The organism is Ruegeria sp. CRTD044 (assembly GCF_059613485.1).
This window is the reverse complement of record NZ_JBXWSP010000017.1, coordinates 1-20,819: the sequence shown is the minus strand read 5'-3', so window position 1 is coordinate 20,819 and position 20,819 is coordinate 1. Positions and strand designations below refer to the sequence as shown.

The following is a 20,819-nucleotide window of genomic DNA, read 5'->3' as shown; positions in this document are numbered from 1 at the left end:
GATTGCGGCTTGAAAAATCAATAGACGCATTCACACACTATCAACCATACCGGCGCATATTGTTCGAAACACCACTCACCTGATGCGCCGTTCTTAACGAGTAAACTCTGACCCAGAAGAAAAGCTTTTTTGCACCATGAAGACTTCCACAAAGAAAATTGCCCTTATGGTTCCGGTCCTGGCTGTTGTGGCCGGATGTATCCCAAGCCCCCGTGAACTGGAAACCACACCCGTTCAGGTACAGACGCCCAAGGGCGTCGTGACCTGCCAACTGTATCGCCAGGATCGGGTTGACTGGGATCGCGCGATTGATTTCCCGGCCACCAAGATGTCGGTTCCCGAAGCTGACGCCTATTGTCAGCAGGAAGGACAGCGGCGCCTCAAGCGCTGATGCGGCACGCCCCGCCGGTTCGGTTGGCAGGGCGATGATGTTCAGCGGTTGCGAAACAGCCCGCCCAGGATGCCGCGAACGATGCGGCGTCCTGTGGTTCCCTTCAGCTCTTTGATGACTGCCTCGCTCATGGCAGAGGCAAAGCTGTCTTGCTTTCGGACCGATCGCGCAGACGATCGCCCTACCCTGCTGCCGCTGTATCTGCGCGCCGCCGAATACTCCCGCTCGGACACCGACCGGGTGTCGTCTTGCTCCTCGGGTTCGGCTTCCTCGGCCTCGGCCGCGGCCTTCGCCGCGCGCGCCTGCAGGATTTCGAATGCCGATTTGCGATCTAGAAGCGTTTCGTACTTTCCGGCCATCGGAGACGCCGCCATCACAGCCTTGCGCTCGGCGTCGGCAATCGGCCCCAGTTGTGAACCCGGCGGACGTATCAACGTCCGCTCGACCATACCGGGCGCACCCTTCCGTTCGAGCATCGAGGTCAACGCCTCGCCCACTCCGACTTCCCGGATCGCGGTTTCCGTGTCGAAGGCCGGGTTTTCCCGATAGGTTTCCGCGGCCAGCCGCAAATTCTTGCGATCGCGCGCGGTGAATGCGCGCAAAGCATGTTGGACGCGGTTGCCCAACTGCCCGAGGATATCTTCGGGAATATCGGCCGGGTTCTGAGTAATGAAGTAAACTCCAACGCCCTTGGATCGGATCAATCGCGCGACCTGCTCGACCTTGTCCACCAGAACCTTGGGCGCATCATCGAACAACAGATGGGCTTCGTCGAAGAAAAAGACCAGCTTGGGCTTGTCGGGATCGCCGACTTCGGGCAGTTCTTCGAACAGTTCGCTCAGCAGCCACAAAAGGAACGTGGCATACAGCCCGGGCGCGCCCATCAGCTTGTCAGAAGCGAGGATGTTGACCATCCCGTGGCCGTTTTCATCCAGGCGCATCAAATCCGAAAGTTCGAGCGCAGGCTCACCAAACAGCCGTGCGCCGCCTTGGTTCTCCAGCACAAGCAATCGGCGCTGTATGGCGCCAATCGAAGCGGTCGAGACATTTCCATAGCGCAGGGACAACTGCGACCGGTTTTCGCCAATCCAGACCAGAAGAGCCTGCAGGTCCTTGAGATCCAGCAGCGGCATCCCTTCTTCATCCGCAACCCGGAAGGCGATGTTCAGCACACCTTCCTGCGCTTCGCTCAGGTCCAGAAGCCGGGAAAACAACAGCGGCCCCATCTCGGTAACCGTTGTCCGGACAGGGTGGCCTTGCTCACCAAACAGATCCCAGAACGTGACTGGGCACGCGGCATAGGAATAGTCGGCAAACCCGATGCGTTGGGCACGGTCCATGAAGGCCTGGTGCAACTTGTGATCGGGGCTACCGGGACGCGCCAGTCCGGACAGGTCACCTTTGACGTCTGACAGGAAAACAGGAACGCCCTGCTGCGAGAACCCTTCGGCCAGGATTTGCAGGGTCACGGTCTTGCCCGTCCCCGTTGCACCGGCAATCAGACCGTGCCGGTTTGCATATTTCAGCGTCAAACCCTGCGGCTGCTCGTAATCAACACCGCCACCGCCGACAAAAACGTTTTCCGTCATATTGATACGTCCCAAAACTTAGCGTCCCGGCACCACCATACAAACTTAACCTTTGACTGCGATAGTGATTTTGCCCGCCTCGCAATTCCCTCGTGTGGTGGGCAAACTTCCTCCCTGTCGACTGGCTGTGCTTTCGGGCACAGCCCTTTTTTTGAAATTGCCAAGTTTCTGCTTGTGGAAACATTAAATTTCGCTGTTAGCAGTTGACCACTGGGTTCGCCTCTCGTAACGTTCGGGCATAACTAAGTCGGCCAGTCCGACGGGGAGATACATTGATTGAAGGGAGCCGCACGTACGGCTCCCTTTGTCGTTTGTACTCAAAGGCTTCTCGGCGTCACTTCAGGTGGCCTCCGATGGGTCGGCGAAAATCCGTCCAATCCCGCGTGCAGCGCGCGCTTTGCAACTGACATGGCCGAGCAGGAATGCTAGAGACGTTTGAAAAAGCTGTATCAGCACAATGAGGCACTGATGATCACCAAACTTGTTCCAGCCACCCTGGTAACGGCTGCATTGCTGGGCTCAGGCGCGTTCGCCCAGGAAGCCACGACTGAGACTCAAGAGCAGACCCAAGCCGGTCAGACCACGGATACCGGCTCCGACCTGGATCTGGGTCAAAGCGGCCCGCGTGTCGGCGAGCAATATGTCCGCGAGAAGTCGGGCGACTGGGAGATCTCCTGCATCAAGGCGCAATCCGGCGATGACCCCTGCGCGATGGTTCAGATTCTCAACGGTGCGCAGAATGAACCTCTGGCTGAGATCACCGTTGGCAAGCTGCCCGCCGGTGGTGCCGCCGCAGCCTGGGCGAACGTTATTGTTCCGCTGGAAACCCTGCTGCAGGCACAACTGGCCATCTCGATCGATGGCGCACCGCGCAAGCTGTACAACTATCATCACTGTGTTCCGGTCGGTTGTGTTGCACAGCTGGGTCTGACGCAGGGCGACATTGACGCGATGAAAGCAGGAACGAAGGCTACCATTTCACTGGTGCCCGCACGCGCGCCCGATCAGGTTATCAACATGGATCTGTCGCTGAGCGGATTTACCGCTGCCTTTGACGGCCTGGAGGTCAACACCAACTGATCACGCCAAGATGAATGACCAAAGCCGCCATCCCCCGATGGCGGCTTTTTTCATACCTTCTTGAGGGCTAAGACCGCGTTCAGACCGCCAAACGCAAAGGCGTTGCTCAATGCCACATTCACCTCGGCCTCGCGCGCCTCGTTTGGTACGACGTCCAAAGCGCATTCCGGGTCGGGTTCTTCATACCCTATGGTCGGCGCTATCACGCCGTCACGGACAGCCATGATACAGGCCAGCAGTTCAACCGCGCCGGTTCCGCCGATAAGGTGGCCGTGCATGGATTTGGTCGACGAGATCATCAGATCGTCGGCATGGCGTCCGAACACATCCGCTACTGCTGCGCATTCGGTCTTGTCATTGGCGGCGGTTCCGGTGCCGTGGGCGTTGATATAGCCCACGTCACTTGCGTTCAGCCCGGCGTCCTTCAAGGCCCCGGCCATGGCACGGGCCGCGCCCTGCTTGCTGGGCATCACGATATCCGTCGCGTCCGAAGACATCGCATAGCCCGCAACCTCACACAGAATTTCAGCGCCTCGAGCACGCGCATGTTCGTATTCCTCGAATACGAACACACCGGCGCCCTCGCCCTGAACCATGCCATTGCGATTTGCGCTGAACGGCCGGCAGGCGTCCTTCGACATAACCCGAAGGCCTTCCCAGGCCTTGACCCCGCCAAAACACAACATGGATTCCGACCCGCCGGTAATCATCGCCGGGGCGGCGCCACTGCGCACCATCTGGAACGCCAGCGCCATCGCGTGGTTGGACGATGCACAGGCCGTCGAAACGGTGAAGCTGGGGCCTTTGAGGTTGTGCTCCATCGAAATGTGGCTTGCCGCCGCGTTGTTCATCAGCTTCGGCACGACGAATGGATGGACCCGGTTCTTCCCGTCTTCGTAAACCGAGCGGTAGTTGTCATCCCAGGTCGAAACACCACCGCCGGCCGTTCCCAGAACGACCCCCGACCGCACGGCCAATTCGCCGTGAAACTCCAGCCCCGACTGGTCGATCGCCTCTTTGGCCGCAGTCAGAGTGAATTGCGTGAAACGGTCATACAGCGCCATCTGCTGGCGATTGAACCGACCCTCGGCCTCGAACCCGCGGACCTGGCCGCCAATTTTGATGCTCAGTCGGTCGACATCACGAAATTCAAGCTCGGAAATGCCGCAACGGCCTTCGCGCATCGCTTCCAGGGTGTCGGGCACGGAATGGCCCAGCGAATTGATCGTGCCAGCGCCGGTGATGACAACCCGTTTCATGACCGCGGATCAAACCTTTTCCGCGACCAGCTTTTCGATCCCGGCAATGATCGCCGCAACATTCGAAATGTCGAAATCACTTGCCGTCGGTTCGTTGGCGTTGAAGGGGATCGAGATGTCGAATTCTTCCTCGATGGCAAAGATGCTTTCAACGAGGCCCATGCTATCGATCCCGAGATCTTCAAGAGAGCTTTCGGGCGTCACGTCGGACGGCTCCAGCACGGCCTGCTCTGCAATGATTGCGATGACGCGGTCGCTGATGCTCATGTCGTTCCCCTGATTGTCGCGTTGCGGTTGATTTAGTCGCTCGACGAGGGTTTGAAAACCGTCTTTTTAAGCGCCTCTACGTCACGGGCCATGCGTGGAAGCCGACGCTGCGCCTTGTAGATTTCGGTGTGCGTTTCCATTTTCACGCCCGGATAGCCCATGATCACACGACCTGCCGGGACATTCGAAAGTATCTTGGTTCCACCGCCCGCGATCACGCCGTCACCGATGAAAATATTGTCGACGACTCCGGTCTGGCCACCCAAAACCACGTTGTTGCCGATCTCGACCGAACCGGACACGCCGGTTTGACCGCACAGCAGACAGTCCCTGCCGACCTGGGTGTTGTGCCCGACATGAACAAGATTGTCCAACTTGGAGCCGTCTGCGATGACGGTGTTGCGGATCGTACCGTTGTCGATGGTGCAGTTCGCGCCGACCTCGACATCATTGCCGATCTGGACCGCACCGAGCGAATGGATGCGCAACCAGCTCTGCGCCTTGGCGTCTCCGGCGTCGCCCATGGTCTTGCGCACGTTTTCCACCCCGGACACCTCGGGCGTGACAAAGCTGAACCCATCCCCGCCGATCCTCGCTCCGGGCTGCGCAATAAAGCGATCGCCGATGATGGCGCGCGCACCGATGCTGACCATTTCGCGCAACAGGCAGTTCTCGCCCAGCACGACATCCATACCCACGTGGCACTGGGCGCCGATCACCGTTCCGGACCCGATGCGGGCCCGGGGGCCGACAACGGCCAGAGGCCCGATGGACACATCTCCGGCGATCTCGGCCGTCGGGTCCACGACCGCCGAAGGATGGATCCCGGGTGCGACGCCCTGCCCCCGGTCCAGCATCGTGGTAATTCCGGCCATTGCCATACGGGGGCGGCCGACAAACACGGCGCCCTCCAGACCCAGTGCGCGCCAGTCGGCACCTTCCCACAGAACAGCACAGCGCGCCTGACCCTCAGCCAGCGCCTGGGCGTATTTCGGAGCCATCGCCATAGCCAAATCGGTCGGACCGGCATCCTTGGGCTCGGCCGCCCTCAGAATCGTCAGGCTGGTGTTTCCCTCGGCCGGCGCCCCCAGAGCATCGGCGATTTGCTGTAAGGTGAACTGCATCGCGGGCTTCCTTGTCGCAGGATTTGCGCCCCGTGCTTACCCCTGAACGTTCGGCAGGGCCACCCCTGCTTTTTGCAGGGCATCCCAAATCTTCTGATCCCGCCCATAGACATCGCGCCGATACTGCACGTCGCCCTTCGGCCCGACGAATGCGGTGCGGTAAATCAGATGAACCGGGACCGGCTGCTTGAGGTCAACCTTGGTTTCACGCCCGGTGCCCAGAACCCTGTGGAAAAAGGTCTTGGGGTCCTCTTCCTGTTTTGCCAGCAAAGCATATGCGAAATCAAAGGGTTGCGCCAAACGAATGCACCCGTGAGAGAAGGCGCGCACTTCGCGTGCGAACAGGCTCTTCTGCGGGGTATCGTGCAGATAGATGTTGTACTTGTTGGGGAACATGAACTTGACCAGCCCCAGAGCGTTGCTCTGCCCCGGAGGCTGGCGCATCGCAAACGGGAAGCTGCGAGCCGTGAACTGGTTGAAGTCCACAGCATTGCGGTTCACCTGTCGCCCACGCCGATCGGTTATCTCTAGATGCCGCACGGCATTGGGGTTGGCCCGCAACTTCGGCAGGTATTCCTTGGTGATGATCGAGCGCGGCACATGCCAACTGGGATTGATCACCATGTGCTCCATCACATCCGAAAACTCGGGGCTTTGGCGATCGCTGGTGTTTTTGCCGATCACCGCACGTGTTTCAAATGTCACCCGACCATCGTCGACGATTTTCGCGGAAAAGTCGGCCTGATTGACCAGTACATGCCGTTCACCCCTCTCGCGAGGGAGCCAGCGTTCACGTTCCATCGCAACCATCACCGCCTTGAGCCGGTCAGAAGGTGAACGGTTGATTTCGGCAATCGTTCCCTGGCCTGCGACACCATCTGGTTCAAGTCCATGGGCGCGTTGGAAGGCTTGCACCGCGGCCACCATAGAGTCGTCATATTCCGGGCTGGCCGTGGGCTTGAGGAACCCCATCGCAACCAGACGATTACGCAGCCTTAGTACACTCGGCCCTGTATCGCCGCGTTCGTATTTTCCGGTTGGAATGGTCGGCCCCCATTCACCATGTTCGTTCAGTGACTGCAGCGCCATCTTCTGCTTGAGCAGCGCCCGGTACTGACTGGACTGCGGCGGAAGCTGCGCGAGATAAGAGCCGTCGGAGGACTTCATCATCGCCGCAAGATGTTCCGAGGCCGGCTTCCGTTCGACCGCACGCACGAGGCCGGCGTCGATCTGAGCCGGGCGCAGCAGCCCGGACTGAATATCCTGTGCATAGCGGACAAACGCCTCGCTCAATGCCGCTTCAAGCGCTCCGAGATCGCGGTTTGACCGAGCGCTCTGCATCTGCGCCATCAGGCCATCAACGTCATATCGTTCGGCCGGAAGACCGTGCATCTGAGCATGGGACAATGCTTTGATAAGTGTCGATCGGCGTGCCGCGTGACCAGAGGTAGCACCGACCCAAATCGGCGCGAACTCCTGTTCTCGGTAAAAGGACGCGATTTCCGGGGTTGTCCCTGCACTTTCCGCGACAGCCATCCGAAAGGCGAAACTCTCAGGCTGGGTCGGAGCCGCCTGAACGGATGTGGCCGACACGGCGATGCTTGCGGCAAACAGAAAAATCGTACAGGTCCGACGGACAGAATTCATGGGATAGCCTTGGTTTTCAATAACTTGGAACATTAGTTTTTGCGCCCGACAATTATGTTTCACGCGTCGGGGGATTGTCCACTCACATTTCCAACAGCACATCACACCGCTGGCCCCCTGATGCGCGTTTGCATCGTTTGAAAAAAAAACGAAAGGGATTCAGGCCTGTTCGCCACATTTTTTGTCACTTGCGCAGATTTTCGCCGAAAATTCCCCGTAAGAAGGCACAAGACCAAAAGATCACTTGGCGCAAGAATCCCTCTGTGGCATAAAATCCGCATCTGGGATGGGAAAGAATTAAGAAAGCGCACGTAACATCGTGTGCAGGCAGGAACTGTACGGGACGAAACACGCTATGACCAAGAGCAGTACCTCGGGGATGACCCGGCGTGCCCTATTGGGCGCATTCGCGGCAACGGCAGTTGTTGCAGCACCAACCTACTCAAACGCAGCAGGCTTCCTTCGCGGGGGCGGAGACATCCGCAGGATCCGTATGTATTCGGGTCGTACCGGCGAGCGTTTGGACATGATCTACTGGGTCGATGGCAAATACGTCAAAGACGCGGTCAAGGAAATCAACCACTTCATGCGTGACTGGCGCACCGATCAGTCAAAGGACATGGATCTGCGCACGATCGACATCATGGCCGCGGCCCACAACCTTCTGGATGTGAACGAGCCCTACATGCTGTTGTCGGGCTACCGCTCTCCGCAGACCAACGCCATGCTGCGCCGCCGGTCGCGCGGCGTCGCCAAGAACTCTCTCCACGTCAAAGGCCAGGCTGCGGATCTGCGGCTTGCCTCCCGCTCGGTCTCACAGATGGCCAAGGCAGCCATTTCGTGCCGTGCCGGCGGTGTCGGCCAATACTATGGATCAAATTTCGTGCACATGGACTGCGGCGACGTTCGCTCCTGGCGCGGCTAATTCACTACCACTCACCAACCCCGCAAAAGGCCCCGGCGCATCACTGCCCGGGGCTTTTTGCTGCGCAGCGCCCATCCGGCAGTGGCGGACACAGGCGCAGAAGCGCTACGCCTTGAAACTCTGGCAGAAAGTGGCGCACCTGAGAGGATTCGAACCTCTGGCCTCTGCCTTCGGAGGGCAGCGCTCTATCCAGCTGAGCTACAGGTGCGTTGGCCGTTAGCTAACCTTGTTCCGATCCGGGTGCAACTGGATTTTGCACGTCCGAACGCGGTTTAGCGACGAACAATCAGGCAAACAATTCGTGCGCCAGTTCCAGCGCATCGATCAGCGTGTCGACCTCATCGGTGGTGTTGTACAGACCAAAACTCGCGCGGCAGGTGGCCGTAACCCCGAGATGATCCATCAATGGTCCGGCGCAATGATGCCCCGCCCGAACGGCGACGCCCTTCTTGTCGAGAATGGTGGATACATCGTGCGCGTGGCCCGCACCATCCAGCGTAAAGCTGAAGATAGCGGCCTTGTCAGGCGTCGTCCCCTGAACCTGCAGCCAGTTCAGCCCGGTCAGGCGCTGCATTGCGTAGTCGCGCAAGCCCGCCTCATGGGCCGCGATATTATCCATCCCCAAACTCATCATGTAGTCCAGCGCAACGCCCATGCCGATTGTCTGGACGATACCCGGAGTTCCGGCCTCGAATTTCATCGGCGGATCGTTGTAGGTCACCGTGTCTTTCGACACCTCCTTGATCATATCGCCTCCTCCGATGAAGGGGCGCATCTCGGCCATGCGTTCCGATTTGATGAAGATCGCGCCAGATCCCGACGGACCATACAGCTTGTGTCCGGTAATAGCGTAGAAATCACACCCGATATCCTGCAGATCCACCGGCATGTGAACCGCGCCCTGGCTTCCGTCGACCAGCACAGGCACGCCTTTGGCATGGGCGCCTTCGGTAATCGCCTTAACGTCAACCACGGTACCCAGAACGTTGGAACACTGGGTCACCGCCACCAGTTTGGTCTTGGGCCCGATGGCGTCGATCACGGCCTGCGGATCCAGCGCACCACTTGCATCCACGTCCACCCATTTCAGAACGACGCCCTGGCGTTCGCGCAGAAAATGCCAGGGTACGATGTTGGCATGATGCTCCATGACGCTCAGAACGATTTCGTCGCCGGCCTGCATCCGCGGCATGGCCCACCCATAGGCGACAAGGTTGATCCCCTCGGTCGTCCCGGAATTCAGGACGATCTCATCCTCATTCGCGACATTCAAAAACCGGGCGACGGTCCCGCGCACGGATTCGTATTTTTCGGTCGCTAGGTTCGACAGGTAGTGCAATCCGCGATGCACGTTCGAATACTCGTGCGCATAGGCATTGGTAACCGCATCTATCACCACCTGAGGTTTCTGCGCCGAGGCCCCGTTGTCGAGATAGGTCAGGGGTTTCCCGTTCACCTCACGCGAGAGGATCGGGAAATCGGCGCGGATTTTCTGGACGTCATACATGATCGAATTCCCTAAACAGGCCCGCTTGGGGTCATCAACAGGACGAAAGGTATCGCCAGCAATCCCGAGATGAGGATGACCACAAAGGATTTGCCCAGCGAGTCGAAATGGTGCGCCTGATTGATGAAATGCAGGCTGATGTAGAGGCTGTACAGGCTCATCCCCAATACGAGGATCAGGAACATAGTCGGCGCAATCATCACCATGACGAAGATGATCAATTGGCCCAGAATCTGCAGGAATTGCAGCCAGACCATCAGCAGCATCATACCGTCCAGGCTGCCGGTGCCGCCAATCATCCTGCCGACAAAATGAAACGCGAAGATGCCCAAGAGAACGGCTCCGGCCGAAGTCGCCAACGACTGCACGACCGGTTCAAACGCCATATCCAGCGATGGATCAAGCGCCGGAAACACAAGGGTCGATAGTGATTGAGACAAAGCGTTCAGGACAACGACCAATGCCAGCGCTGTCCAAAGCACATCCCGACCGGGTACTCCGGCCAACAGACGCCTTGCCGCCTCGGCCGGATTTGCCAATGTCAGAACGGCCAGATGTCCCAGAAATGCGGCGTTCATGCCCGCGCCCTTCGTGTTTGAGAAAACCCGGAAAACCAGAACCAGACGAATACCGCAACCCAAAGGGCTCCGGTCAGTGTCTGGACAGGGCCCGGACCGATGAAACCAGCCACCAGCCCGTTCAACAACACCAGCGGTGATGAGGCGAGCAGAGCCCAGAACAGCGCAAGCCGCGCCTGATAGGACGTGGTTGCACCGCCGAACATGCGAGAAATCAGGTGAGTCCCCCATGCAAGGACGTAAAACAGCAACGGCAGAATGAAGACCGACCCCAACAGGGCCCCACCCATCAGCATGTTCAGGTCCAGCCCCTCAAGATGGGCACGGCGCGCAAGGCCCGGCAACTGTGCGATAAAGCCAATCACACAGAACGCCATGACAAAGGCCAGCGCGCGGTCTTCGCGCGGGCCCATGTCCAGAAGTCGACGCACAACTCGACCGGGCCCGCGATACGAGGCGACGATATCGGTGGTCACCGGCATCAGCTGTGCCGCGCCAACCAGCCTTCCAGCCGCGAGACGATGTCCTCGGCCAGCGCTTCGTCTTCGATCTCTTCCACGGCTTCTGCCAAAAAGGCCAGCGTCAGCATGTTGGTCGCGTCCTTGGCCGGAACCCCGCGCGAACGCAGATAGAACATCGCGGTCTCGTCGATCGCACCCGAGGTCGACCCGTGCGAACAGGCCACGTCATCGGCATAGATCTCAAGCTCGGGCTTGGCCAGAAACTGACTGTCGTCATCCAACAGCAAAGACTGGCTGATCTGGTAACCGTCGGTCTTCTGGGCGCCTTCCTTGACCAGGATCTTGCCCTGGAACACGCCGGTCGCGCCGTTGCGCAGAACCTTCTTGAACACCTGACGGCTTTCGCAGTTCACCGCGTCATGGGTGATGAACACCGTGTCGTCATGGTGGAAGTCGCCATCGCCCACACAGGCGCCGGCCACATGCGCCACCGCGTCGTCACCGGTCAGCTCGACCACCTGTTCATTGCGCGTCAGCACACCATTCACGGTCAGGGTGAAGGATTTGTAGACGGATTCCTTGCCCAACCGGGTGAACATATGCGTCGCGGCGCGGCGCTGATGGTCCCTGCCCTGCGCCCGGACATGGTGCAGCGTGCCGCCATCGGCGATGTCGATCTCGATGCATTTGTTGAACCGCGAGGCCGCCGGACCATTCTCGAGAATTGTCACCTCGGCGCCGCTTTCCACGCGGATCACGTGGTGCAGGATCGCGTCCGAGGTCTCGGAGTCGTGGCGATAGATCAGGCTGATCGGCTTGGACGGTTTACCGGTCACATGGATCGCCACGCCGTCCTGCGCAAAGGCGGTGTTCAAGGCCGCGAGCGGGCGCTGAACCGGGGTCTGGCCCCTTTCTTCCAGCACGCCATACAGCTGCTTGGCCCAGTGGATGTCCTTGCAGCAGATATCCTCAAGCCGGTCGATGCTCACGCCCTCCAGCGTCAGATCATCGCTGTCCTCGGGGCTGAATACGCCATCGACGAAGACGATCTTCAAGCGGTCAAACCCGTCAAAGACCATCGGCTCGTCGGTGTGGAATACCTCGGCCACCGGAACCTCGGGCGAGATCAGCGTATCGGGACGCGTGTATTTCCAATACTCGTCGCGCCGCCCGGGCAGACCCATGGCGCGCAGCCGGGCCAGGGCCACCTCACGCGCTTCGCGGGTGCAGCCGGCTTCGGGCATGCGCAGCGTGGCGAGCCGCGCCTCGGTCGCGGATTGTTTCACATCGGGCAAGGCCATCAGTTCACCTCGGCAAGAATGTCGGCGTAACCGTTGTTTTCGACCTCCAGCGCAAGCTCAGGCCCGCCGGTCTTGACGATCCGGCCATCGGCCATGATGTGCACCACGTCGGGTTTGATGTGGTCCAGCAGGCGCTGATAGTGCGTGATCACCAGAAACCCGCGGCCTTCGTCGCGCAGTGCGTTCACGCCCTCGGCCACCAGCTTCATCGCATCCACGTCGAGGCCCGAGTCGGTCTCGTCCAGGATGCACATCTTGGGCTCGAGCATGGCCATCTGCAGGATTTCGTTGCGCTTCTTCTCACCGCCCGAGAAACCAACGTTCACGGGGCGTTTCAGCATGTCGGCGTCAATCTTCAGCGACTTGGCCTTTTCGCGCACCAGTTTGAGGAAATCCGCAGCCGAGAGTTCTTCTTCGCCGCGCGCCTTGCGCTGGGCGTTCACGGCGGTGCGCAGGAAGGTCATGTTGCCCACGCCCGGGATCTCGACCGGGTACTGGAACGCGAGGAACACGCCGGCGGCGGCACGCTCTTCCGGCTCCATCTCCAGCAGGTCGGCGCCATCCAGAGTCGCCGAACCCTCGGTTACCTCATACCCGTCACGGCCCGAAAGCACATAGCTGAGCGTCGACTTGCCCGAGCCGTTCGGCCCCATGATCGCGTGTACCTTGCCGGCCTCGACCGTCAGGTCCACGCCCTTGAGGATCTGCTTTTCCTCTTCCTCAAGTTTGACGTGCAGGTTCTTGATTTCCAGCATGTTTTTTCCTTTTGCGTATCGTCGGGACGCGCCGGCCCCGGTTTGTCCCTATCCCAGCACTCTGCGCAGCAGCCGCGCCGCGATCCATCCCAGGACCGCCCCGCCGCCGATTGCCCAGACCGGGTTGATGAAATCGGTGTAGTTGACGTTGACATAGGCCACGCCCAGCAAGCCGCCCAGAACCGGCAGCGCATAAGACGCTGCGGTCAACGCATCATCCCTGCGGTTGCGCGGCGAGCGGGCCATCAGCCGACCGAGCCTTCCAGCGAGATCGCGACAAGCTGCTGGGCTTCCATGGCGAACTCCATCGGCAGCGCCTGCAGCACGTCCTTGCAGAACCCGTTGACCACCAGCGCCACGGCCTCTTCCTCGTCCATGCCGCGCTGGCGGCAATAGAACAGCTGATCGTCATCGACTTTCGAGGTGGTGGCCTCGTGCTCGACCCGGCTGCTGTTGTTCTTGACCTCGATATACGGAACGGTGTGCGCCCCGCATTTGTCGCCGATCAGCAGGCTGTCGCACTGGGTATAGTTGCGGCTGTTCTTGGCCTTGGGGTGCATCGACACCAGCCCGCGATAGGTGTTCTGGGCCTTGCCCGCGCTAATGCCCTTGGACACGATACGCGACTTGGTGTTCTTGCCCAGATGGATCATCTTGGTGCCGGTATCGGCCTGCTGGTAATTGTTGGTGATGGCGATCGAGTAGAACTCGCCCTGGCTGTCATCGCCGCGCAGGATGCAGGACGGGTATTTCCAGGTCACGGCACTGCCGGTCTCGACCTGCGTCCACATCACCTTTGACCGGTCGCCCCGGCAATCGGCGCGCTTGGTCACGAAGTTGTAGATGCCGCCCTTGCCGTTCTCATCCCCCGGGAACCAGTTCTGAACGGTCGAGTATTTCACCTCGGCATCTTCTTCGACGATGATTTCGACCACTGCGGCGTGCAGCTGCGCGGTATCACGCTGCGGCGCGGTACAGCCTTCCAGATAGGACACGTACGAGCCCTTGTCGGCGATGATCAGCGTCCGCTCGAACTGCCCCGTGTTTTCTGCGTTGATGCGGAAATAGGTGCTCAGCTCCATCGGGCAGCGCACGCCGGGCGGCACATAGACGAAAGATCCATCCGAGAACACGGCCGAGTTCAGCGTGGCGTAGAAATTGTCCGAAACCGGAACCACCGAGCCCAGATATTTCTTGACCAGTTCGGGGTGCTCCTTGATCGCCTCGGAGATCGAGCAGAAGATGACGCCGGCCTTCTTCAGCTCGGCCTGGAAGGTCGTACCCACCGAAACCGAGTCGAACACTGCATCCACCGCGACCTTGCGGCCCTCGGCCGGAGCATCCTCGGCGCCTTCGACGCCTGCCAGAATCATCTGCTCTTTCAGCGGGATACCCAGCTTTTCGTAAGTGGCCAGCAGCTTGGGATCGACCTCGTCCAGCGACTTGGGCTTGGTCTCCATCGACTTGGGCCGGGCATAGTAATACTGGTCCTGAAAGTCGATTTCAGGATAGTGGACCATTGCCCATTTGGGCTCTTCCATCTGGGACCAGCGCTCGAAGGCCTTCAGACGCCATTCAGTCATCCACTCGGGCTCTTCGTTCTTTTCCGAGATCAGTTTTACGATATCGGGGTTCACGCCCTTGGGCGCATACTCCATCTCGATATCCGTATCCCACCCGTATTTGTAGGTTCCGACCTCGCGTACCGCGTCAACGGTTTCCTGATCGACACCTTCTTTTACCTGGGTCTGGTCCAAAGCGGCCATGTTCCACCCTCCGTCAGATCACGCGGCCCGCGCGCGATGCTTTTTCTCTTTTTCCAGCCACGTTTCGGCGAAACGCAACACGTCTTCTTCACTCGTCTCGGGGCCCAGCGAAACGCGCACCGCGCTGGCCGCCGTGGCCTCGTCATATCCCATCGCGGTCAGTACCGCGCTTGCCCTCACCTTGCCGCTGGAGCAGGCCGAACCGGCGCTGATCGCAAAGCCCGACAGATCCATCTGCATCACCTGCGTTTCGCCCTTCCAGCCGGGCGTCGCAAAACACAGGGTGTTGGGCAACCGATCCTGATCTTTCCCGACAAAAATAGTAGATTTAGAACCAGCCTCAAGGGCCTTCTCTAGAATATTTCTAAGTTCTGCAACCTTTTCCCAAATCCCGTTTGCTAGATCCCGCGCCGCCGCTTCAGCCGCAGCGCCGAACCCCGCGATTCCAATGACATTTTCCGTTCCCGAGCGGCGCCCCATTTCCTGGCCACCGCCCTTGATCCGGGCCTCAAGATCGGTGCCGCGTTTCATCACCACCGCGCCCACACCCTTTGGCCCGCCCATCTTGTGCGCCGAGACCAACGCCATCTGCACATCCAGCCAGTTGAAGGCGATCGGCAGTTTCCCGAACGCCTGCGTGGCATCTGTGACAGCCAGTCCCTTGGGCAGGGCCTGAATGATTCCGGTTTCAGAATTGGCGAGCTGCAACGTGGACCGGGCCGGGTCGGCCACGGTGACAACGCCTTGGCTCGAGACCGGTAGATCCTCGACGGTCCAAGCCCTTACGGCATCATGTTCGATCGCCGCGCCATGCAGGTCTCGCCCCTCCAAGGCCAGCGCCGCGCCTTCCGTCGACCCGGATGTGAACACGATATCGGCCCCATCCGCCCCAAAGGCCGCGGCCACCTGCGCACGCGCCTTTTCGATGACGGCCTTGGCCGCTCGCCCCTCGGCATGCACCGAGGACGGGTTCCCGCAGACCTCCATCGCGGCGATCATCGCGTCGCGTGCCTCGGGGCGCAGCGGGGTCGTGGCGTTGTGATCCAGGTAAACACGTCTCATGGACTCACCTTTTCATCCACGGCCACACCCTTCGAGATTCCCAATCCACTCACCGGTCAATCATCCACGACCGAGAACAGCCCAGGCACCGCTGGACACGGCGCAAGGTCGTTCTGGATCACATCGGACAAGCGTGTCTGGTGCAGGAACACGTAGACATGCGCGCTGAGACTTTCCCACAGGCGGTTGGTCAACGACTGCGCTCGGCTGCCCGAGGATCCCCCCGAAGCCCCGGCCCCCTTGTGCATGGCATCAACTGTTTCATCCACGGCTGACAGAATCTCGACCACGCGGATCTCCGACGCCGGCCGCGCCAAACGATAGCCGCCGCCCGGCCCGCGCACGGATGCAACCAGATCGGCACGGCGCAGCTTGACGAACAGCTGCTCCAGATAGGGCAGCGAAATGTCCTGACGCTCGGAAATCTCTCCCAGGGTCACCAGCGTGTCGGCGGGCTGAAGCGCGATGTCCGCCAACGCAACCATCGCGTAACGGCCCTTGGTTGACAGCTTCATTCTTCGATCCTCGTGGCTTGAACCGCGTGAAAACATTGACGTCGCCGCGGTCAGTGCGTATCTCCGACTGACAGCGTGTTCACGCTGCGATACTCAATTAGAACCGTTCTAAGGTGCCTGACGATAACCGTCAAGTATATCCCGGCGCCCGCGAGAAAAAGACAGGACAACCGCACACATGCCCGAGGTGATTTTTCCCGGACCTGAAGGCCGACTGGAAGGCCGTTACCACCCCCAAAAGGAAAAAGACGCACCGATCGCCATCGTGCTGCATCCGCACCCCCAGTTCGGCGGGACCATGAACAACAAGGTCGTCTACAACCTGCACTACGCGTTCTACAACATGGGCTTTACCGTCCTGCGCTTCAATTTCCGGGGCGTCGGCCGCAGCCAGGGCGAGTATGACCAGGGCGTCGGAGAACTCAGCGACGCGGCATCGGCGCTGGACTATCTGCAGTCGATGAACAACAACTCGAAACACTGCTGGGTCGCAGGCTTTTCGTTCGGAGCCTGGATCGGCATGCAGTTGCTGATGCGTCGCCCCGAGATCACCGGCTTCATCAGCGTGTCGCCGCCCGCGAACATGTATGATTTTTCGTTCCTTGCCCCCTGCCCCTCGTCCGGGCTGATCATCAACGGAACGGCCGACCGTGTGGCACCGCCGGCGGACACCACCGCACTGGTCGGAAAACTGCACGAACAGAAGGGTATCACAATCACCCATACCGAGGTTGAAGGAGCCGACCACTTCTTCCAGGGTGAGCACATGGATACGCTGATGACCAACGTGACCGACTACGTCAAACGCCGCCTGACCGAGAACACACGCTGATGTCCGACACCATCACCATTCTCGCGGCGAAACTGGCCGAGGATACGATGAAGGTCATGGACGAAACCGGCCAGGATCGGTTCTACGTCGAAGTCGGTGACGTGCTGGGCGCAGCCTCCCAATCGCTTGAGGAGGCTTTCCTCACCGAAATCCGTGTCCGGTTGGCCGAGCGCAAGGCGCGGCAATTCCTGATCAAGAGGCTGTCGGATCACCGGTCCAAAGTGAAGGCGATCGAAAAGCAATAGGCGCACAAAAAAGGAGCCCGCGGGCTCCTTTTTCGTTTCATTCGTGGCGTTCAAACTGTTGTTGCGCTTGACCTATCAACCAATTTGGCTGCGTCAGTATCGACGGACCCCCCGTCAGCAAGCCACCCAATCGCCACGATTATTGCCGAAGCAAATACGACCGTTTTTGCAAATGTCGTCATGAAACACACTCGTTAAAAAAGTAATCGAAAACGTGTATTAGTTTACACGCTTTATGGCCTTGCCATAGTCGGGTTTACCTGACCCTAGGTGAACCAACGAAAGGGGCGACTGCCTGAATTTCCTTGCACCGTTTCTGAATTCTGTGCTCAACGTCGCAGCAGATGCATCAAGGGTTCAAGAACCATGCCCCAAGCCTACCTGATCCTCCTTCTCGCTGTTATTGCCGAGACAATCGGAACGACCGCACTGCAGGCCAGCCAGCAATTCACCCGGTTCTGGCCCTCGGTGCTGGTAGTGGTGGGCTATGGGTTTGCCTTTTACCTGATGGCGCTGACGCTGAAGGTAATGCCCGTCGGCATCGTTTATGCAATCTGGTCCGGGCTTGGCATCGCTCTGATTGCGCTGATCGGCTTTGTGGTTTTTGGCCAACGGCTGGACTGGCCCGCGGTTCTGGGCCTTGCGATGATTCTAGGCGGCATTCTGGTCATCCACCTCTTTTCGCAGACTGCGGGCCACTGATCGCGCGTTAGGGCTGGTAACTTGTGCCGCGCCGCGTTATGCGCGCGGCAACTTCCCGTTCAAAGGCTGACCTCATGGACCTGCGCAACATCGCAATCATCGCTCACGTGGACCACGGCAAAACGACCCTGGTGGACGAGCTACTGAAACAATCCGGTGCATTCCGGGAAAACCAGGCCGTGGCCGAGCGTGCCATGGACAGCAACGATCTCGAACGTGAACGCGGCATCACCATTCTGGCCAAAGCCACCAGTGTCGAGTGGAAAGGCACGCGCATCAACATCGTTGACACCCCCGGCCACGCCGATTTCGGCGGCGAGGTCGAGCGTATTCTCAGCATGGTTGACGGCGTCGTGCTGTTGGTCGATGCCGCCGAAGGCCCGATGCCCCAGACGAAATTCGTGACCTCGAAGGCGCTGGCGCTGGGTCTGCGTCCGATCGTGGTGCTGAACAAGGTCGACAAGCCTGATGCCGAGCCCGACCGCGCGCTGGACGAGTGCTTTGACCTGTTCGCCAACCTCGGCGCCGACGATGACCAGTTGGATTTCCCCGCCATGTATGCCTCGGGGCGGTCGGGCTGGGCCGACATGGAACTGGACGGCCCACGCAAGGACCTGTCCGCCCTGTTCGATCTGGTAGTCGACCACGTTCCCGCCCCCAAACAAGCTGAGCGCAAGGATGAACCCTTCCGCATGTTGGCGACCACGCTGGGCAGCGACCCGTTCATCGGTCGCATTCTGACCGGCCGTGTGGAAAGCGGCACGCTCAAAGCGGGTGACAGCCTCAAAGCGCTCAGCCGTGACGGCAAGCTGATCGAGAATTTCCGGGCCACCAAGATCCTGGCCTTCCGTGGTCTCAGCCAGCAACCGATCGACGTCGCCGAAGCGGGCGACATCGTAACCATCGCAGGCATGAGCAAGGCCACCGTGGCGGATTCGCTGGTGGCGCCCCAGGTGGATGAGGCCCTGCCCGCCCAGCCGATCGACCCGCCGACCATCACGGTGACCTTCGGCATCAACGACTCGCCGCTGGCGGGTCGGGACGGCAAGAAGGTCCAGTCGCGCGTCATCCGCGACCGCCTGATGAAAGAGGCCGAATCGAACGTGGCCATCCAGATCACGGACACCCCCGGCGGCGAAGCCTTCGAGGTCGCGGGCCGCGGTGAATTGCAGATGGGCGTTCTGATCGAGAACATGCGTCGCGAAGGATTCGAACTCAGCATCTCGCGTCCGCAGGTTCTGTTCCGCGAGGAAGACGGCCAACGCCTGGAGCCTATCGAGGAAGTCACCATCGACGTGGATGACGAATTCTCGGGCGCAGTCATCGAAAAGGTGACAGGCGCGCGCAAGGGCGAGTTGGTTGAGATGCGCCCCGCAGGCGTTGGCAAAACCCGCATTATCGCGCATGTACCGTCGCGCGGTCTGATTGGCTATCACGGTGAATTCCTGACCGACACCCGCGGGACCGGCGTTCTGAACCGCGTGTTCCACGGCTGGGCACCGCACAAGGGCCCGATCCCCGGACGGCGTGCCGGCGTTCTGATCTCGATGGAGAACGGCCAGGCCGTCGCATACGCGCTGTGGAACCTGGAGGAGCGTGGGCGGATGTTCGTCGGCCCCCAGACCGATGTGTACCAGGGCATGATCATCGGCGAACACTCGCGGGACAATGACCTTGAGGTGAACCCGCTGAAAGGCAAGAAACTGACCAACGTGCGGGCCAGCGGTTCGGACGATGCCGTTCGCCTGACACCGCATGTCCAGTTCTCGCTGGAGGAGGCAATCGCCTACATCGATGACGATGAGCTGGTCGAAGTAACCCCGAACGCGATCCGGCTGCGAAAGCGGTTCCTTGACCCGCACGAACGCAAGCGCATGGCCAAGTCAGCCTGACTTCGGTCCGTTCGATTTTGAACGGGTCGGAAACAATGGCGCGAATGTGACATTTTTGCGTCCATCTGAAACGGTGTTTTCTCAGGGAAGCCATGAATGGTTCATGGCTTCCCTTTTGTTTTACCTGCAATTTCGTCCATAAGATGAGTTAATTCCGCATCGCTATCGCGGTGTTGCCCTTGAAAATGCGCCGTGATAGGGGTGTATTTGTGTTCAAAGTGTGTCATCGCCAGGTTGTTCGGTGATGAGTTTAACGAGTTTAAGGAGGCGCGATATGCGCATCAAATCCCGTCTACTGACAATAGTATTTGCTTCAGCTTCATTGCCTCTGATGTCCGGTGGACCTGTTGTCGCCGCGGACAAGTGTACGATCCAGACAGCCCGGCAGTCGGTTTCCACAGAAACCCTGTGTGCCTGTACGGTCGTGGATGCACGGATGCTGCGTTACATCCAGCGTCGTGCCGATTTCGAAGACATTCTTGCACGCACTTTGCAGACCTGTCCTGCCTTTGCGGCCGTACTGACGGATTTCCCGACCGCGTCGATTGGTACGGTTGATCAAAGATCCGGCGACGGCCCTTCGGAACAGAGCGGGAGCTCAGGCGGTGGTAGCTCCAGCGGCGGTAGCTCCAGCGGTGGCAGCTCCAGTGGAGGCGGTTCCAGTGGTGGCAATCCTCCACCGGCGGCACCTCCGGGAGGTTCAGGCGGTAGCTCCAGTGGTGGCAGCTCCAGCGGTGGTAGCTCCAGCGGTGGTAGCGCCAGCGGTGGTAGCTCCAGCGGTGGTAGCTCAAGCGGCGGCAGCTCCAGTGGTGGGTCCGGCGACGGCGGTGGCAGCTCCAGCGGCGGCAGCTCCAGCGGCGGTTCTGGCGATGGTGGAAGCTCCAGCGGAGGCAGCTCCAGCGGCGGTTCTGGCGATGGTGG

21 protein-coding genes and 1 tRNA gene are annotated in these 20,819 nt (G+C 59.9%); 7 read left to right on the top strand and 15 right to left on the bottom strand.

Going from position 1 to position 20,819, the window contains the following annotated elements:
- Positions 1–136 precede the first annotated feature (136 nt).
- Positions 137–391, top strand: a complete 255-nt coding sequence (locus AC2FNL_RS15400) for a hypothetical protein (protein WP_093962083.1) — start codon at positions 137–139, stop codon at positions 389–391.
- A 41-nt stretch (positions 392–432) separates the two neighbouring features.
- Here AC2FNL_RS15400 and AC2FNL_RS15395 read toward each other — a convergent pair whose 3' ends face one another.
- Positions 433–1,980: a helicase HerA-like domain-containing protein gene (locus tag AC2FNL_RS15395; protein WP_496834184.1), complete on the bottom strand. Its 1,548-nt coding sequence runs from the start codon at positions 1,978–1,980 to the stop codon at positions 433–435.
- A 468-nt stretch (positions 1,981–2,448) separates the two neighbouring features.
- Between AC2FNL_RS15395 and AC2FNL_RS15390 the strand changes: the two genes are divergently transcribed.
- Complete coding sequence (locus AC2FNL_RS15390) at positions 2,449–3,060, top strand: invasion associated locus B family protein (protein WP_093962962.1); 612 nt, start codon at positions 2,449–2,451, stop codon at positions 3,058–3,060.
- A 50-nt stretch (positions 3,061–3,110) separates the two neighbouring features.
- On the opposite strand, the gene AC2FNL_RS15385 is transcribed toward AC2FNL_RS15390, so the two are convergent.
- From AC2FNL_RS15385 to AC2FNL_RS15370, 4 genes are read right to left on the bottom strand one after another with little or no spacing between them, the layout of a single operon-like run.
- A complete protein-coding gene (locus tag AC2FNL_RS15385; RefSeq protein WP_093962085.1) occupies positions 3,111–4,319 on the bottom strand; it encodes a beta-ketoacyl-[acyl-carrier-protein] synthase family protein in 1,209 nt (402 codons plus the stop codon).
- Positions 4,320–4,328: 9 nt separating this feature from the next.
- The gene (locus AC2FNL_RS15380; RefSeq protein WP_093962086.1) at positions 4,329–4,586 is read right to left on the bottom strand and encodes an acyl carrier protein; all 258 of its coding nucleotides are present in this window, start codon (positions 4,584–4,586) and stop codon (positions 4,329–4,331) included.
- A gap of 32 nt (positions 4,587–4,618) precedes the next feature.
- Positions 4,619–5,710 carry a UDP-3-O-(3-hydroxymyristoyl)glucosamine N-acyltransferase gene (gene lpxD, locus AC2FNL_RS15375; protein WP_496834183.1) on the bottom strand — a complete coding sequence of 364 codons (1,092 nt, stop codon included), beginning with the start codon at positions 5,708–5,710 and terminating at the stop codon, positions 4,619–4,621.
- Positions 5,711–5,746: 36 nt separating this feature from the next.
- Complete coding sequence (locus AC2FNL_RS15370; RefSeq protein WP_496834182.1) at positions 5,747–7,357, bottom strand: L,D-transpeptidase family protein; 1,611 nt, start codon at positions 7,355–7,357, stop codon at positions 5,747–5,749.
- Between the two features lie 355 nt (positions 7,358–7,712).
- Here AC2FNL_RS15370 and mepK point away from each other — a divergent pair, with 355 nt between their 5' ends.
- Positions 7,713–8,282: a peptidoglycan L,D-endopeptidase MepK gene (gene mepK / locus AC2FNL_RS15365; protein WP_170338571.1), complete on the top strand. Its 570-nt coding sequence runs from the start codon at positions 7,713–7,715 to the stop codon at positions 8,280–8,282.
- Positions 8,283–8,413: 131 nt separating this feature from the next.
- Here the strand turns inward: mepK and AC2FNL_RS15360 are convergent.
- The 10 genes from AC2FNL_RS15360 to iscR form a co-directional block, all read right to left on the bottom strand.
- A tRNA-Arg gene (locus tag AC2FNL_RS15360) sits at positions 8,414–8,490 on the bottom strand.
- Positions 8,491–8,568: 78 nt separating this feature from the next.
- Complete coding sequence (locus AC2FNL_RS15355; RefSeq protein WP_496834181.1) at positions 8,569–9,789, bottom strand: cysteine desulfurase; 1,221 nt, start codon at positions 9,787–9,789, stop codon at positions 8,569–8,571.
- An 11-nt stretch (positions 9,790–9,800) separates the two neighbouring features.
- Complete coding sequence (locus AC2FNL_RS15350; protein ID WP_093962091.1) at positions 9,801–10,367, bottom strand: Yip1 family protein; 567 nt, start codon at positions 10,365–10,367, stop codon at positions 9,801–9,803.
- Positions 10,364–10,849: a YIP1 family protein gene (locus AC2FNL_RS15345; protein WP_093962092.1), complete on the bottom strand. Its 486-nt coding sequence runs from the start codon at positions 10,847–10,849 to the stop codon at positions 10,364–10,366. Before AC2FNL_RS15345 ends, AC2FNL_RS15350 begins: the two co-directional genes overlap by 4 nt.
- Positions 10,849–12,129 carry a Fe-S cluster assembly protein SufD gene (gene sufD / locus AC2FNL_RS15340; protein WP_496834180.1) on the bottom strand — a complete coding sequence of 427 codons (1,281 nt, stop codon included), beginning with the start codon at positions 12,127–12,129 and terminating at the stop codon, positions 10,849–10,851. The genes AC2FNL_RS15345 and sufD overlap by 1 nt, the downstream gene beginning before the upstream one ends.
- Complete coding sequence (gene sufC / locus AC2FNL_RS15335) at positions 12,129–12,884, bottom strand: Fe-S cluster assembly ATPase SufC (RefSeq protein ID WP_170357887.1); 756 nt, start codon at positions 12,882–12,884, stop codon at positions 12,129–12,131. The genes sufD and sufC overlap by 1 nt, the downstream gene beginning before the upstream one ends.
- A gap of 48 nt (positions 12,885–12,932) precedes the next feature.
- Positions 12,933–13,130: a hypothetical protein gene (locus AC2FNL_RS15330; RefSeq protein ID WP_093962095.1), complete on the bottom strand. Its 198-nt coding sequence runs from the start codon at positions 13,128–13,130 to the stop codon at positions 12,933–12,935.
- Positions 13,130–14,650, bottom strand: a complete 1,521-nt coding sequence (sufB, locus tag AC2FNL_RS15325; RefSeq protein WP_496834179.1) for a Fe-S cluster assembly protein SufB — start codon at positions 14,648–14,650, stop codon at positions 13,130–13,132. Before sufB ends, AC2FNL_RS15330 begins: the two co-directional genes overlap by 1 nt.
- A gap of 18 nt (positions 14,651–14,668) precedes the next feature.
- The gene (locus tag AC2FNL_RS15320; protein WP_496834178.1) at positions 14,669–15,712 is read right to left on the bottom strand and encodes a cysteine desulfurase family protein; all 1,044 of its coding nucleotides are present in this window, start codon (positions 15,710–15,712) and stop codon (positions 14,669–14,671) included.
- A 56-nt stretch (positions 15,713–15,768) separates the two neighbouring features.
- Positions 15,769–16,227 carry a Fe-S cluster assembly transcriptional regulator IscR gene (gene iscR / locus AC2FNL_RS15315; RefSeq protein ID WP_093962098.1) on the bottom strand — a complete coding sequence of 153 codons (459 nt, stop codon included), beginning with the start codon at positions 16,225–16,227 and terminating at the stop codon, positions 15,769–15,771.
- A gap of 178 nt (positions 16,228–16,405) precedes the next feature.
- On the opposite strand from iscR, the gene AC2FNL_RS15310 reads away from it, so the two are divergent.
- The 4 genes from AC2FNL_RS15310 to typA all read left to right on the top strand — a co-directional run bounded on the left by AC2FNL_RS15310 (position 16,406) and on the right by typA (position 19,898).
- Positions 16,406–17,059: an alpha/beta hydrolase gene (locus tag AC2FNL_RS15310; RefSeq protein ID WP_093962099.1), complete on the top strand. Its 654-nt coding sequence runs from the start codon at positions 16,406–16,408 to the stop codon at positions 17,057–17,059.
- Positions 17,059–17,304: a hypothetical protein gene (locus AC2FNL_RS15305; protein ID WP_093962100.1), complete on the top strand. Its 246-nt coding sequence runs from the start codon at positions 17,059–17,061 to the stop codon at positions 17,302–17,304. The genes AC2FNL_RS15310 and AC2FNL_RS15305 overlap by 1 nt, the downstream gene beginning before the upstream one ends.
- A 366-nt stretch (positions 17,305–17,670) precedes the next feature.
- The gene (locus AC2FNL_RS15300; protein ID WP_093962101.1) at positions 17,671–18,006 is read left to right on the top strand and encodes a DMT family transporter; all 336 of its coding nucleotides are present in this window, start codon (positions 17,671–17,673) and stop codon (positions 18,004–18,006) included.
- Positions 18,007–18,080: 74 nt separating this feature from the next.
- Positions 18,081–19,898 (top strand): translational GTPase TypA, encoded by a 1,818-nt coding sequence (gene typA, locus AC2FNL_RS15295; RefSeq protein WP_170338557.1) that lies wholly within the window; start codon positions 18,081–18,083, stop codon positions 19,896–19,898.
- Positions 19,899–20,819 lie beyond the last annotated feature (921 nt).